Origin of the sequence: Halomonas sp. Ps84H-12, from assembly GCF_024124725.1 — a bacterium.
Lineage (GTDB): Bacteria > Pseudomonadota > Gammaproteobacteria > Pseudomonadales > Halomonadaceae > Vreelandella > Vreelandella aquamarina.
In genome coordinates, this window is sequence record NZ_JAMXSJ010000027.1 from 18,663 (window position 1) to 33,935 (window position 15,273).

The window sequence follows — 15,273 nt, forward strand, 5'->3', positions numbered from 1 at the left end:
CTTCCCGCGCCGGGTGCAATTTTTCCTTGCATAAAAAGCTCGAAAAAGGCAATGGCGGCGCGTCTCCGCTGTGGAGTCGATTCAACTTGGGGCACACTACTATTACTAATGAAGTTATTTAAAACCTACTGTTATTAATAGTGGGGATACTATTTGTGGATAAGTGGTTTTAGCACAATTTTATCAACAGCTTAAAATAATAAAAAATCTGTGTATAAGCATCGAATAACGAGCGAATAAACTGTGAGTTTGATGTGGTCAACCGAAGACAAAACAGCCCAAAATAGAGTTGTACCCATGGCATCACTGGGTTTTCCTGAACCCTTACCTAAAGTTGTCCACAGGTGAAAAAGAGCCGTTAGTGCGTGTGGATAACCACTTCGTTGGGCGCTACAATGGTCGGCCGTTTTCAACCGATGGTGAGATGAGTGTCACTCGCGCTTTGGCAACAGTGCCTGGACTACCTGCAGGACGAACTGAATTCACAGCAGTTCAATACCTGGATACGTCCGCTGCAGGCAGAAGAAGGAGAGTCCAATGAGCTACGCTTGTTGGCGCCGAATCGTTTTGTGCGCGACTGGGTGAGTGATAAGTACGCCAAGCGTATTAGTGAGCTAATGCGCGAGCTTGCCCCTTCTAAGCCTCCCAAAGTGAGCCTGACCGTGGGCAGCCGACGAGCGGCAGCCCCTGCGCCACAGCCTAGAGAGCTTGGCAATCCGGTCTCGGCAGCTCCCGCTCAACCGGCTTCACCTGCTGTCCATACGCCCCCCCGGGGCGATATTGGCGATGAGCGTGAAATCGACCAGCTACGTGAAGAGAGTAGCCCTAGCCGTCGTGGTAACGAGCGCCAGGTGCAGGTAGAAGGCAGCTTGAAGCACAGCAGTGGCCTAAACCCTAATTTTACCTTCGACACCTTTGTGGAAGGTAAGTCTAACCAGCTGGCGCGTGCGGCTTCTCGTCAGGTCTCCGAAAATCCTGGTGGCGCTTATAACCCGCTGTTTTTATACGGTGGTGTTGGCTTAGGTAAAACGCACCTAATGCATGCGGTGGGTAATGCGCTGGCGGGCCGACGTGAAAATGCCCGCGTGGTCTACCTGCATTCCGAACGCTTTGTGGCCGACATGGTAAAAGCGCTGCAGCTTAATGCGATTAACGACTTTAAGCGCTTCTACCGCAGCGTTGATGCGCTTCTGATTGACGATATTCAGTTTTTTGCCGGTAAAGAGCGCTCTCAAGAAGAGTTCTTTCATACGTTTAATGCGCTGTTGGAAGGCGGTCAGCAGATGATTTTGACCTCTGACCGCTACCCCAAAGAGATCAGTGGCGTTGAAGAGCGGCTGAAGTCGCGCTTTGGGTGGGGGCTGACCGTCGCCATTGAGCCGCCGGAGCTTGAGACCCGAGTGGCAATTCTGATGAAGAAAGCCGATCAAGCCAAAGTGGATCTACCCCACGATGCTGCTTTCTTTATTGCTCAAAAGATTCGCTCAAACGTGCGTGAGCTTGAAGGCGCGCTGAAGAAGGTGATTGCTGACTCCCACTTTATGGGTAAAACCATCACTCAAGACTTTATCCGCGAGTCGCTCAAAGACCTTCTGGCGCTGCAGGATAAGCAGGTGGGAGTGGATAATATTCAGCGCACGGTGGCTGAATATTACAAAATCAAGGTGGCGGATCTGCTCTCTAAGCGGCGCTCCCGTTCGGTAGCGCGCCCGCGACAGGTCGCTATGGCGCTGGCGAAAGAACTAACCAACCATAGCCTGCCTGAGATTGGCGATGCATTTGGGGGCCGCGACCACACCACCGTGCTGCACGCCTGCCGAAAAGTAAAAGCACTGCAGGAAGAGAATGCGGATATCCGTGAGGATTACAAAAACCTTCTTCGTCTGCTAACCAGTTAACCTTTTTTGTTTACGCCTGCCATGGGCAGGCCTTTCAGGATAGAAAACCGGAGTTTCGATGAAATTTACCATTTCCCGAGAGGCGCTGCTTCGCCCGCTGACTCTGGTGGCGGGCGTAGTAGAACGGCGCCAAACGCTGCCTGTGCTCTCTAACGTACTGATTCAAGTTGAAGGCGATCAGGTCGCTCTGACCGGTACGGATCTAGAAGTTGAGCTAGTAGGCCGCACGGTCGCCAGCCAAGTTGACCAAGCGGGCGCTGCTACGGTGCCGGCTAGAAAGCTGATGGATATTTGTAAATCGCTGCCCGATCAGTCCGACATTCAGTTAGCGGTCGAAGAGGGGCGCGCGATATTACGTAGTGGTCGTTCGCGCTTTACACTTTCTACACTTCCTGTAGCAGAATTTCCTAATATTGAAGATGCCGATGGCAGTCAGGAACTCAGCGTTCCGCGTGGCACGCTTAAGCATTTGATTGAGTCCACCTCCTTTGCCATGGCGCAGCAGGATGTGCGTTATTACCTAAACGGTATGCTGCTGGAAATTCAGAGCAATTTGCTGCGTACGGTCGCGACCGATGGACACCGTTTGGCGATGTGCTCGCGTCCCATTGACGTGGCAGTAAGCCAGTCTCAAAAGCTGATTGTGCCCCGTAAAGGTATCCTAGAGCTCTCTCGCCTGTTGGATGACAGCGATGAACCTGTCAGCCTTACCTTGGGATCAACGCATGTTCGTGCGCATACAGGTGACTTCACGTTTACCTCTAAGCTTATTGACGGCAAATTCCCCGATTATGAGCGCGTAGTGCCGCGCAATGGCGATAAGGTGCTGATTGCCGAGCGTGCCGAGCTTCGTCAAGTGCTGTCACGTACCGCCATTCTCTCCAACGAAAAGTACCGTGGTGTTCGGCTGTATCTTGAGGAAAATAACCTCAAAGTAATGGCCAACAACCCTGAGCAGGAAGAAGCGGAAGAGAACATTGCCGTGGAGTACAGCGGTAGCGCCATGGAAGTGGGCTTTAACGTTGGCTATCTGGTGGATGTGCTCTCTGTGCTTGATGAAGAGCGCGTACAAATTACCCTAGCCGACCCGAACAGCAGTGCCCTGCTGGAAGAGCCTGGCGGTGGTGATGCGCTGTATGTTGTTATGCCGATGCGCTTATAACCGCATTGGGACTGAATGAAAACGGCGCTTCTACTTGTCAGAAGCGCCGTTTTCGCATTTGGCAACGGATAGCGCGTTTTATGGTCTTACTAGGTAGCATTCGCGGATGAGCGTGACACAACTCACTTTTCACGGACTGCGTAACTTGGCCCCGGTTACGATCCATCCGTCACCACGTATCAATGTTATCTATGGCGTGAACGGTAGCGGTAAGACCAGTCTTCTGGAAGGTATTCATATTCTGGGCATGGGACGCTCTTTTCGTACTCGTCAGCTGAAGAATGCCATTCAGTCAGAGGCGCCGTATATGACGCTGTACGGCCGCTTGGCAGGAGATCCTGAGGTGACGCTGGGGGTAAGGCGAATGCGGGCTCAGCGTGAGCTGGAGCTGCGTTTGCGTGGCGAAAAGGGTGTCCGATTGGCTGAGCTGGTAGAAGCTATGCCGCTCCAGCTTATTAATCCTGATGCTTTTCGTTTGCTGGAAGGGTCACCCGCTGGTCGCCGTGAGTTCTTAGACTGGGGAGTGTTTCACGTGAAACATCACTTCCTAGACGCGTGGCAGCGGACTCGCCGGGCGGTGAAACATCGGAATGCACTCCTTAGGCGTGGTAGAATAGCGGCCAGTGAAATAGCGGTGTGGGAGCAGGAGCTTGCCCATTGGGGAGAGCAGATGGATAGGCTACGCCAAGCATGGTTTAGTGAGTTCTTGCCCGTATTTGATGAAACACTGAAAAAATTGCTGCCGCTGCCCGGGTTAACACTCCGCTATGCCAGAGGCTGGGATAAACAACGCTCGCTGGCAGATGTACTGCACGATAGCCGAGAAACCGACCAGCAGATGGGGTTTACGCAGCAGGGCCCACAGCGCGCCGATTTGCGTATTCGGTTGAACAAGCAGCCCGCAATTGAGGTGCTTTCCAGAGGCCAGCAGAAGCTGGTAGTGAGTGCATTAAAGCTCGCTCAAGGAAGGCTTCTGGAAAGTACCGCACAGCGGCACTGCATTTATTTGATAGATGATTTACCGGCAGAGCTGGACGAGCATCACCGCCGCCAGTTCTGCACTTTGCTTGAAGAGATGCAGTGCCAAGCATTTATTACCAGCGTCGAGCCCACCGCGCTAAGCGATGTCTGGCAGCCCACTACTGCCGTTGAGATGTTTCACGTGAAACACTCCGAGCAAGGGTTTAGCCAGTGCCAGCCAGATGGGTAGACGACACGGAACGAGACAGACTTCACGACGGAGTGGTCAATGAGCGAGCAGGCTTACGATTCATCAAGCATCAAGGTGCTCAAAGGGCTAGACGCAGTACGTAAGCGTCCAGGCATGTACATCGGTGATACCGACGACGGCACCGGGCTGCACCACATGGTTTTCGAGTTGGTGGATAACTCCATCGATGAAGCCTTAGCAGGCCACTGTAGCGAAATTCGAGTGGTCATCCACGCGGATGAATCGGTAACCGTGAGCGATAATGGCCGGGGTATTCCGACCGAGCTACACGAGGGCGAGGGCGTCTCTGCGGCGGAAGTCATCATGACGGTGCTCCACGCGGGCGGTAAGTTCGACGATAACTCTTATAAAGTATCGGGCGGCTTGCACGGCGTGGGTGTGTCGGTGGTGAACGCGCTCTCAGAAGAGCTGCGCCTGACGATTTGGCGCCAAGGGGAGGTGTTTGAGCAAATTTATCATCACGGCGTGCCGCAAGCGCCGCTAAGCGTCGTAGGAAAAACGGAAAAAAGCGGTACCCGCGTGCATTTTCGCCCGTCTCCGGCGACGTTTGCCAACATCGAATTCCACTACGATATTCTGGCGAAACGCCTGCGTGAGCTCTCCTTCCTCAACTCCGGCGTTGCAATTCGCCTGATGGATGAGCGTAGTGGCAAGGAGGAGCTTTTCCATTACGAGGGCGGCTTGAAAGCCTTTGTTGATCACCTCAACAAGAACAAGACCGTTCTCAACCCGGTTTTCCACTTCAATGCGGAGCGGGAAGATGGGGTGGAAGTCGAAGTGGCCATGCAGTGGAGTGATGCGTTTACAGAAAACATCTTCTGCTACACCAACAACATTCCCCAACGGGATGGTGGTACTCACCTGGCAGGGTTTCGGGCAGCGCTCACGCGGACATTGAACCATTACATCGAAGCCGAAAATCTGCTCAAGAAATCGAAGGTCAATACCTCCGGTGATGACGCTCGTGAAGGTTTGACGGCCATCATTTCGGTGAAGGTACCGGACCCTAAATTCTCCTCGCAGACCAAGGACAAGCTGGTTTCTTCCGAAGTGAAAACGGCGGTAGAGCAGGAGATGGGGCGTCTGTTCGCAGAATACCTGATCGAAAAGCCCAATGAAGCCAAGTCGATCGTCAACAAGATGATCGACGCGGCGCGCGCCCGTGAAGCCGCCCGTAAAGCACGTGACATGACGCGTCGTAAGGGGGCTCTGGACATTGCTGGCTTGCCAGGCAAGCTGGCTGATTGTCAGGAGAAAGACCCCAGCCAGTCAGAACTTTACCTGGTGGAGGGTGACTCGGCCGGCGGCAGTGCCAAGCAGGGTCGTGACCGTCGTACCCAGGCCATCCTGCCGTTGAAGGGTAAAATCCTTAACGTCGAAAAAGCGCGTTTTGACAAGATGCTCTCTTCCGCTGAGGTAGGGACGCTGATCACGGCGTTGGGGTGTGGTATTGGTCGCGAAGAGTTCAGCCCTGACAAGCTGCGTTACCATTCGGTCATCATCATGACGGACGCCGACGTGGATGGTTCGCATATTCGTACGCTGCTGCTGACGTTCTTCTTCCGCCAGATGCCCGAGCTGATCGAGCGGGGCCATATCTTCATTGCGCAGCCACCGCTGTACAAGATCAAGCGTGGCAAGCAGGAGCTCTACCTGAAAGACGAGCAGGCCATGGTGGACTACCTGACCACGACGGCACTGGATGGCGCAGGGCTCCATGTGAATGCTGATGCACCGGGTATCGCAGGCTCGCAGCTAGAGGCCCTGGTGAATCAGTACCGCAATGTCATGAAGCGGATTGATCGCCTGGCACGTGCTTACCCCATAGAGGTATTGAAGCAGGTAGTACATGCCACTGCACTGCAAGGGGAAGCTAGCCTGAAAGATCGCGGTACCATGCAGAACTGGATTGGTGAGCTTCAGAAAGCCATGGATGACAAAGTGGCTTATGAGGGCGGCCCGCGTTATCAGTTCTATCTTCAGGAAGACACCGAGCGTGGTCTGCACCTTCCCGCAGTGTCACTGATTGCCCATGGCGTGACGACTAATTATGTGTGGGGGTTGGATTTCTTCGAGAGTGCTGACTATCGCGCGATTGCAGGGCTTGGGCAAACGCTTAACGGGCTGTTGGAAGAGGGCGCCTACATTGCCCGTGGCGAGCGTCAGAAGCCGGTTAGCCACTTCTCTGATGTGTTGTCCTGGTTGATGCAGGAAGGCCAGCGTGGCCTGTCAGTGCAGCGCTATAAAGGGCTGGGGGAAATGAACCCGGATCAGCTCTGGGAAACCACCATGGACCCCGATAGTCGCCGCATGCTGCGCGTGACCATTGAAGACGCCGTTGCCGCCGATATGATGTTCAACACCTTGATGGGCGATGAAGTAGAGCCACGCCGTGACTTTATCGAAACCAACGCTCTGGTGGCGAATCTTGACGTATAGCGCTGTACTCCATCAGCTAGCGGTCGTTAATGAAAGATGTTTCACGTGAAACATTGAATAAGAAAAGCCGCAGTGGGCATCGCCCTCTGCGGCTTTTTTGTATGAGACTGCTGTAAGAGCCTGGAGTGTGCAGGTTTGGCGCTTAACTCACCTTCAGCCACGCCGTGGGTGAGTATCCAGTGCACCGGCTAACAACTGGTCAACGAATTCAGCAAGGTCATTGACGACCAGCGTGTGTTCCAGGCCCACACTTTTGGCTAGCGTTCTCTCACCTTTGCCTGTCTTTACCAGCACACTTTGGCAACCTACCGCCTCTCCGGCCTGCAGATCTCGCAGGCTGTCACCTACCATCCAGCTACCTCCCAGGTGATCCAGGTCAAGTGCCTGCTGTATTTGCGTCAGTAGGCCGGGCAACGGTTTTCGGCAGGTGCAGGCATCTTGCGGGCCATGGGGGCAATATGCGATGTGCGCAATCTGGCCACCTTCGGCTTCTACCAAGGTGCTCATGTGATGGTGCATGGCGGCCAGGGTGGTTTCATCGTAATAGCCCCGTGCAATGCCTGATTGGTTGGTGGCCACGGCTACCGTAAAGCCGGCCTGTGAAAGCCGCGCGATGGCCGTAATGGAAGCAGGGTAGGGCACCCACTCCGCCAGGGACTTGATGTAGTCATCCGAGTCGTGATTGATGACGCCATCCCGGTCAAGAATCACGAGCCGTTCTGGCATCAGAGAAGTCATCGAAGGCATGAAAGTCCTATTTACTGCGTAGGTGCTGATTCAGTAGCGCCAAGGCATGCAGGGTATGGGCAATTTTCTTACCATCGCTGCCAAAGCGTTGGAAAGGAATTTTCTGGAGACGCTGCAGGCGCGGCAAGGTCGCCAGAAAGCGTTCGCGTACATCGTCGCGGGTGGCCTGCAGGCCGTCCATCAGGGCTGCGGTCAGGCGTTCACGATGAAGTGGTCGTTTGCTCAGCTTGCCATAGAGAGAAAATATGAAACAGTGCCAGTCGCGCACCATGCAGTCGGTGAGTTCGTGTACCTGGCCTGGGTTCGTTTCGAAATCGATGAACACGACCCCATCCTTGTTGACCAGTATGTTGCGTGCAAAGGCCTCGCTAAGATAGCAGCTGCGCTCATGCACATCATTGAGCGCTGAAATACCAAGGTTTAACAATTGGTCGATATCGCCTGGTGTTTGCGCCTGGGTCAATTTCTCCAGCAGCGTGGCTGCGGGCTCATCCTCACTGCCCGCATCGGCCAGCAACAGGGCATCGGGGGTTTCTGCCAGAATAGTCGGTACGGCGATGCCTGCGGCAGACAGCGCTTTAATACGGCTGGCTTCCAGCGCCACGCTCTCTTGGCCGCCCAGGTTGGGCACCGGCTTGAGTGCTTCGATGTTCAGCCACCGCGCCATCAAGGTCAGCGGCAGGTAAGCCAGCCGTGAGTTACGTTTGGCGGCTTTTTTCAGCCAGACCTTTCGCCCTGCCAGCTCATAGGATGCCATGTTGGACTGCTGCTGAGGCAAGGTGTCGAAAAGAAACATATCGTACATGGCCAACTCCCTTGACAGCGTAAGTGCATGGCCGCCCGGTATGTCAGACGCAGCGGCAATTGAAATGTTTCATTAATTTTATCTTGATGTTTCACGTGAAACAAAAGCTTCATTGAAAACATTCAGCAAAAACCCGGCCACCAGGGCCGGGTTGCATGCGTTTACAAGGAGAGGCTTACTGGGGTAGCTGAGAAATATCCGCGACTTCGAGGAAAAGCGCTTGCAGGCTGGCGAGCAGAGCAAGGCGGTTGCGACGCACGGCCTCGTCATCGGCCATGACCATGACCTGATCGAAGAATGTATCGACCGGCTCACGCAGCGTTGCCAGGGTGTCCAGGGCCTGTTGGTACTCACCGGCGGCAAATAACGGCGCTACCTGCTGCTGGCAGTGGATGACGGCCTCCGCCAGTGTCTGCTCGGGGCTCTCCTGAAGCAGTGTGGTATCGACTTGCGTGCTGCCATCGTGCGCCTGCTTGCTCAGGATATTGGAAACACGCTTGTTGGCAGCCGCCAGAGCGGTGGCTTCCTCACGCTGAGCAAAGGCTTTGACGGCACGTAACCGACGCGCAAAGTCCAGCGGCTTGCTGACGGGACGAGCACGCACAGCCAGGTACATCTCGGCGGTAATGCCTTCGTCCTGCCCCCAGGCGCGGAAGCGGTCGAGCATATACGTCAGTACGTCTTCTACTAGGCCGTCGGCTTTTGGCAGATTCTGGTGCTGATCAGCCGCCACTTGCAGCAGTTCACGCAAGTCGAGATTCAGCTCGCCTTTCACCAGAATGTTCAGCACGCCAATGGAGGCGCGGCGCAGGGCGAAGGGGTCTTTTGCGCCCGTGGGGCGCTGGCCGATACCGAAGATGCCCACCAGGGTATCTAAACGATCAGCTAGTGCCAGCGCTTGGCCGGTCAAACTTTGCGGAATCGCATCGCTGGCAAAGCGGGGCAGGTATTGCTCTTCTAACGCCTGGGCGACTTCCGCCGGTTCGCCATCCTGCTCGGCGTAGTAGCGGCCCATAATGCCCTGCAGCTCGGGGAATTCGAGTACCATTTCGGTAACGAGATCACATTTGGCCAGGGCCACGGCGCGTTGTGCATGAGCCACGTCACCCTGGATGCGCTCAGCGATGAAAGTGGCGATGGCCGTGCTGCGGCGGGCTTTATCCGCCAGCGTGCCCAGCTGCTGCTGGAAGACCACGCTTTCTAATTGCGGAATGCGCGAGGCCAGCGTGTGCTTGCGGTCGGTATCGTAGAAGAACGCCGCATCCGCCAAGCGTGGACGAATGACCTTTTCATTGCCGGAGATCACCTGATCAGGGTCTTGGCTCTCGATGTTCGAGATAGTGATGAACAACGGCTTCAGCTTGCCCTGATCATCCAGCAGGTGGAAGTACTTCTGGTTGGCCTTCATGGAGGAAATCAGGCACTCGGCAGGTACTTCCAGGAAGCGCTCGTCGAAGCTGCCGGTGAGCGCCACGGGCCACTCCACCAAACCGCTCACCTCGACCAGCAGGTCTTCATCGATGACCGCATTGGCTTCCTGAACCTCGGCCTCGGCGAGCACCTGCTCACGAATACGCTCGCGGCGCTGCTGGCGGTCTGCCAATACGTAGGCATTTTCCAGTGCCGCAAGGTAGTCGTCGGCATGCTCAAGTTGAATTGCATCCGGCGCGTGGAAGCGATGGCCGTAGGTGGTACGGCTGGCTTGAAGGCCAAGGGCTTCGGCGGCAATCACCTCGTTGCCATACAGCGCCACCAGCCAGTGAACCGGGCGGGAGAACTCAACGCGCGATGCGCCCCAGCGCATGTTCTTGGGCACCGGCAGCGACTGTAGTGTTTTACGCACCATCTCAGGCAGTAGCGCTTGAACGCTGTCGCCCTGCTGCTGTTCGCGGTAGCCAAGCCAGGTGCCCTTATCGGTTTCCAGGTGGATCAGATCATCCACGCTGACACCGCAGGAGCGGGCAAAACCTTCTGCCGCTTTGGTGGGGGCACCGTCTTTAAACGCGGCGGCCAGGGCAGGGCCTCGGCGCTCTACTTCACGGTCTGGCTGCTTGTCGGCAAGCCCGGTGACTTGTACGGCTAAGCGGCGCGGCGTGGCGTAGGCGGTCACCGCTTGGAAGGGAATTTCGGCTTCCTGTAGGCCTTTTTCAATGCCGGCAGCAAACGCGTCTGAGAGCGCGTCCAGCGCGGTTGGCGGAAGTTCTTCTGCGCCCAGTTCTAATAAAAGCGTATCAACGGCCATTATGCGTCTCCCTGCTCGGCGAGCTCTTCTTGTAACAGTTCACGGCGTAATGCTTCCGGTGCCATGGGGAAGCCTGCTGCTTTACGAGACTCGAAGTAGGCGGTAGCGACGTCACGCGCCATGGTGCGTACGCGCAGGATGAAGCGCTGACGTTCCGTGACGGAGATCGCGTGGCGTGCGTCCAGCAGGTTAAACGTATGGGACGCTTTCAGCACCTGCTCGTAAGCGGGCAGCGGCAGGCTTGCGGCCAAGAGTTTGCTGCACTCTTTTTCCTGGTGATCAAACGCCGCGAAGAGCTGATCCACATCTGCGTGCTCAAAGTTATACGCAGACTGCTCGCGCTCGTTTTGCAGGTAGACATCGCCATAACTCACTTTGCTGCCGTCCGGCGCGATGGCCCATACCAGGTCGTAAACGCTATCGACGTTCTGCAGGTACATGGCGATACGCTCAAGCCCATAGGTCAGCTCGCCGGTGACGGGGTAGCACTCGATGCCGCCCGCCTGCTGGAAGTAGGTGAACTGAGTCACTTCCATGCCGTTGAGCCATACTTCCCAACCAAGGCCCCAGGCACCTAACGTGGGGGACTCCCAGTTGTCTTCCACGAAGCGCACGTCGTGGATCAGCGGGTCGAGCCCCAAACGCTTCAACGAGCCTAGGTAAAGATCCTGTAGGTTGCTGGGGGAGGGCTTCATCACCACCTGAAACTGGTAGTAGTGCTGCAGGCGGTTGGGGTTTTCGCCGTAGCGGCCGTCGGTTGGACGGCGGGAAGGCTGAACGTAGGCAGCGTTCCAAGTTTCTGGGCCAATCGCCCGCAGGAAGGTGGCGGGGTGGAAGGTGCCCGCGCCGACTTCCATATCGAGGGGCTGGAGGATGACGCAGCCCTGTTCTGCCCAGTACTGTTGCAGAGCAAGGATCAAGCCTTGAAAGGTCGACACATCGGGTGTCGATTGGTTTGTCGAAACACTCATCGCGGAAAGCACCGTTGGCCATGAATTCATAAGCCGTCAAGTATACAATCACAGGCAGATGGGTTATAGGCACGTTAGCCAAAGAGCCGCTTTTGGTAAGGAGAACGAGATGATCGTGGTAACAGGCGGTGCCGGGTTTATCGGCGCCAATATTGTCAAAGCGCTAAATGCTCGCGGCCGTGACGATGTGATGGTGGTCGACGACCTGCGCGATGGCACCAAATTCGTCAATTTGGCGGACTGCACGCTGGCTGACTACTTGGATAAAGACGATTTCATCGCCCGCGTGAAAGCCGCGCTACGTGGTGAAACGGTGGACTTGCCCACCATCGATGCGATTTTCCATGAAGGGGCCTGTTCGGATACAACCGAGTGGGATGGGCACTACATGATGGAAAATAACTTCGAGTACTCCAAAGTGCTGCTCAACTACTGTGAAAAACTGGGTATTCCTTTTCTGTACGCGTCGTCAGCGGCGACCTACGGCGGCAGCGAGGTGTTCAAGGAAGCGCCAGAGTATGAAAAGCCGCTCAACGTCTACGGCTACTCCAAACTGCTGTTCGATCAGCACGTTCGCTCGCGCTGGAACGAGCTGACCACGCAGGTGGTAGGTTTCCGCTACTTCAACGTTTACGGGCCGCGAGAGCAGCATAAAGGCAAGATGGCCAGCGTGGCGTACCACAACCACCTGCAGATCCGTAACGGCGAAACGCTGAAGCTGTTCGGTGCTTACGGCGGCTATGAGGCCGGTATGCAGAGCCGCGATTTTGTCTATGTGGGTGACGTGGTCGATGTAAATCTCTGGTTCCTGGACAACCCCAGCGCCTCGGGCATCTTCAATTTGGGCACTGGCCGTGCGGAGCCGTTCAAGGCGATTGGCGAAGCGGTCATCGACTTCTATGGCCAGGGCGAAATCGACTACATTCCCTTCCCCCAAGAGTTGAAAGGGCGCTACCAAAGCTACACGCGTGCCGATATTAGCCAACTGCGTGCGGCAGGTTGTGACGTGGAATTCAAAACTGTCGCCCAGGGCGTTAAGGCGTACTTGGAGTGGCTAAATGGCTAACTCTGCCAAGCGACTGCTGGTAGTAGGCCCCTCCTGGGTAGGCGATATGGTCATGGCACAGAGCCTGTTTATGACCTTAAAAGCGCGCTACCCGGGTGCCACCCTTGGGGTGGTCGCCCCCGCTTGGTCTCAGCCGATTCTTGAGCGTATGCCAGAAGTAGATGAGGTGTTGCCATTGGCGGTGGGCCACGGTGAGTTTGGGCTGGCAAGCCGCCGCGAGCTGGCGGCCAGATTACGCGGCCGCTTTGACCGCGCCATCGTGCTGCCGCGCTCCTGGAAAGCAGCGCTGGTGCCCTTTATGGCGCGCATTCCCGAGCGGGTGGGTTTTTTAGGTGAGCACCGCTACGGGCTGTTAAAAGAGCGCCGCAAGCTAGACAAGCAGGTGCTGGACCAAACCGTTAAACGCTTTGTGTCACTAGGGCTGCCTTTGGAGGAGGCGCAAACCGGTCAGTTTGCGATCCCCAAACCACGGCTCACCATTGATCGGGATAATTTGGTGAACCTGCGTCTTACCCACGCACTGTCATCACGCCCCGCCATAGGCATGATGCCGGGCGCAGAGTATGGCCCGGCCAAACAGTGGCCGCTTGAGTACTTCCACCAACTGGCAGCAAGGCTGATCAAAGATGGCTTTGAGGTGCGCGTACTGGGCGGGGCCAAAGATCAGGCGGCGGGGCAAGCCATTGTGCAGGGCTTACCTCACGCGCATAACCTATGTGGAAAAACGCAGCTAGCGGATGCGGTGGATTTGCTGGCCGACTGCCGTCAGGTTGTGACCAACGATTCGGGCCTGATGCATGTGGCAGCCGCCGTGGGCGTAAGAATCCATGCGCTTTATGGCTCCTCCTCACCTGCCTACACGCCACCGCTCACGAACAATGCGGTAATTCACTACCTGGGGCTCTCCTGCTCTCCGTGCTTTCAGCGAACTTGCCCCCTGGGCCACACCAACTGCTTAAATGAGCTAGACGTAGAGCGCGTTTACCAAGCCATGCGTGCTGACCGGCAGAACGCTAACGGGGTGATCGTTAGTGCATAATCTCTACTTCGTCGGCGAGATCGGCGGGTGTCTCTGTGACCTGTTCAGCGATGCTCTCTTCGCTTTCACGCCGCTGTGGGGCGAGCCCTTCCCAGAGTCGATGCTGGAGGGCTGTCTCCTCCCGTAGCCGCTCATTCAGCGTCTCAAGCCCATGGGTTTCGACCAGCGTCGGCTGACTGCTCAGCAGTGACGCACCTAACCCGGCACGGTTATCGTTCAGCGGCAGGCCCATGGCATCCAAAATAGTGGGAAACACATCCAGCATGGTAGCGCTTCGACGCACCCGCTGTGGCCTAATGCCATCACCTAGCATGATGAGCGTATTGTCGCGATCCAGCGCGGTGAGTTGATCCCATACCGATACGCGCATGGTGAGATGATCACTTAACACTACGACCAGCGTATTCTCCAGCAGCCCCTCTTGCTCTAACTGTTCGATAAAATCACGCGCTTGGCGCGCAGAGCACTCCACCGAGTAGAGAATATCCTGACCATCGAATTCGCCCTGGCGGTCCTGGCAGGTCTGTGAGGGGAACCCACTAGGCGCGTGCCCCGCGATGCTCAAGTTCACCACCGCCCAGGGGCCGTTATCTTCTTCGTTCAGGCGGCGTATTTCGTCAGCAGTAAAGTCGTATAGCGTATCGTCATACAGCCCCCAGCTATTCACATACTCTGGGTCATCGAGTTCAGGCAGCAGCTCCTCTTTGCCTTTCACGGTATTGAACTGGTGGCCGCGATAGAAAAGCCCCTTCCCGGCAAACTGCGTGCTGGCACCGCCCAAAAAGCTAAGCCGATAGCCTTGTTCAGCCAGCACATCTCCCAAGCAGTCAACGCCAGGTACTACCTTGGAAAGCGGTTCAAACTGGCTATCGTGTAGAAGTCCCGCAGGCATAAGCGGCACGCCGCACTGGCTGGCGATCATCCCAGCCATTGTCCAGCCGGTATTCTCCATCTGGTGAATGCCCTCAAACACCAGCCCGCGTTCGCCCAGCGCGGTTAAGTCCGCATACGCATCACCAAACAGCTCATTGCTGTAGGTGCGCTCTATGCTCTCTAAATACATCAGCAGTAGGTTGGGGGCATCGGGCTGGTCGCCGGTAGGCGGTGGCACATAGCGGCGGTCTAACCACGCGCCGTCGTCAGTCACAATGGCGGCACTGCGCTGGCCAATGCCATAGAGCAGCGGGTTAGCCGCCAGCAGCGCAATGGCAAAGAAGCGCTCGGTTAACCGCCAGCGCTGATCGTGGCGCGACAACCACGTTACGGATGCCAGCACCGCCAGTACGGTGAGCGTGTAGGACAGTGCCAGCAGCATTTTACCTGCCCCGCCATGCTCCGCCATGCCCGCCTGTAAATGAAAAAACACCGCCCCGAGGTCGACGTTTCCGAAGCTGTCGGCCAAATAAACATAGATGCTAAATAGGCTAAGTGGCGCAAGCGACCACGGCCACATAGCCCGGTAGCGAGCATTGAGCGGTGCACCCCAACGCAGTTTTAGGCCGACCCCAATCCATACGGCTGCGGTCAAAAAGAGTGTCCACCAGGGCAGGCGAGTTAGCACAGTAGCGGCATAGCCGAGGCTGAGGCCAATCACAACCAGAGGTAGCCAGGGGGTAAGTTTGAGTGACCTTAAGGCGGGCATTCTGTATCCCTTTTCAGAACGTGCTAAATGA

Annotated in this window: 11 protein-coding genes; 6 read left to right on the forward strand and 5 right to left on the reverse strand. The window is 56.2% G+C overall.

What is annotated here, in order from left to right; translation table 11 throughout:
• The first annotated feature begins 428 nt into the window (after positions 1-428).
• The 4 genes from dnaA (at position 429) to gyrB (ending at position 6,730) form a co-directional block, all read left to right on the forward strand.
• On the forward strand, positions 429-1,898 hold the full coding sequence (gene dnaA, locus NH344_RS13275) for a chromosomal replication initiator protein DnaA (protein WP_044628567.1): 1,470 nt from the start codon (positions 429-431) through the stop codon (positions 1,896-1,898).
• Positions 1,899-1,956: 58 nt separating this feature from the next.
• Positions 1,957-3,060, forward strand: a complete 1,104-nt coding sequence (gene dnaN / locus NH344_RS13280; RefSeq protein WP_044628566.1) for a DNA polymerase III subunit beta — start codon at positions 1,957-1,959, stop codon at positions 3,058-3,060.
• 106 nt (positions 3,061-3,166) lie between these two features.
• Positions 3,167-4,270, forward strand: a complete 1,104-nt coding sequence (gene recF / locus NH344_RS13285) for a DNA replication/repair protein RecF (protein WP_044628565.1) — start codon at positions 3,167-3,169, stop codon at positions 4,268-4,270.
• 39 nt (positions 4,271-4,309) lie between these two features.
• Positions 4,310-6,730, forward strand: coding sequence for a DNA topoisomerase (ATP-hydrolyzing) subunit B (gyrB, locus tag NH344_RS13290; protein ID WP_044628564.1), 2,421 nt, complete (start codon positions 4,310-4,312; stop codon positions 6,728-6,730).
• A gap of 153 nt (positions 6,731-6,883) precedes the next feature.
• Here the strand turns inward: gyrB and gmhB are convergent, their stop codons facing one another.
• The 4 genes from gmhB to glyQ form a co-directional block, all read right to left on the reverse strand.
• Positions 6,884-7,477 carry a D-glycero-beta-D-manno-heptose 1,7-bisphosphate 7-phosphatase gene (gene gmhB / locus NH344_RS13295; RefSeq protein ID WP_044628563.1) on the reverse strand — a complete coding sequence of 198 codons (594 nt, stop codon included), beginning with the start codon at positions 7,475-7,477 and terminating at the stop codon, positions 6,884-6,886.
• 7 nt (positions 7,478-7,484) lie between these two features.
• Positions 7,485-8,282, reverse strand: coding sequence for a hypothetical protein (locus NH344_RS13300; RefSeq protein ID WP_044628562.1), 798 nt, complete (start codon positions 8,280-8,282; stop codon positions 7,485-7,487).
• Positions 8,283-8,457: 175 nt separating this feature from the next.
• The gene (gene glyS / locus NH344_RS13305) at positions 8,458-10,524 is read right to left on the reverse strand and encodes a glycine--tRNA ligase subunit beta (RefSeq protein WP_137094146.1); all 2,067 of its coding nucleotides are present in this window, start codon (positions 10,522-10,524) and stop codon (positions 8,458-8,460) included.
• The gene (glyQ, locus tag NH344_RS13310) at positions 10,524-11,495 is read right to left on the reverse strand and encodes a glycine--tRNA ligase subunit alpha (protein ID WP_054641216.1); all 972 of its coding nucleotides are present in this window, start codon (positions 11,493-11,495) and stop codon (positions 10,524-10,526) included. Before glyQ ends, glyS begins: the two co-directional genes overlap by 1 nt.
• Positions 11,496-11,604: 109 nt before the next feature.
• Here glyQ and rfaD point away from each other — a divergent pair, with 109 nt between their 5' ends.
• Both rfaD and waaF read left to right on the forward strand, forming a co-directional pair.
• A complete protein-coding gene (gene rfaD, locus NH344_RS13315; RefSeq protein WP_054641217.1) occupies positions 11,605-12,561 on the forward strand; it encodes an ADP-glyceromanno-heptose 6-epimerase in 957 nt (318 codons plus the stop codon).
• Positions 12,554-13,600: a lipopolysaccharide heptosyltransferase II gene (gene waaF / locus NH344_RS13320; protein ID WP_062361526.1), complete on the forward strand. Its 1,047-nt coding sequence runs from the start codon at positions 12,554-12,556 to the stop codon at positions 13,598-13,600. The genes rfaD and waaF overlap by 8 nt, the downstream gene beginning before the upstream one ends.
• Here waaF and NH344_RS13325 read toward each other — a convergent pair.
• A complete protein-coding gene (locus tag NH344_RS13325) occupies positions 13,590-15,242 on the reverse strand; it encodes a sulfatase-like hydrolase/transferase (protein ID WP_213262491.1) in 1,653 nt (550 codons plus the stop codon). The two genes, waaF and NH344_RS13325, sit on opposite strands and share 11 nt — an antisense overlap.
• Positions 15,243-15,273: the final 31 nt, after the last annotated feature.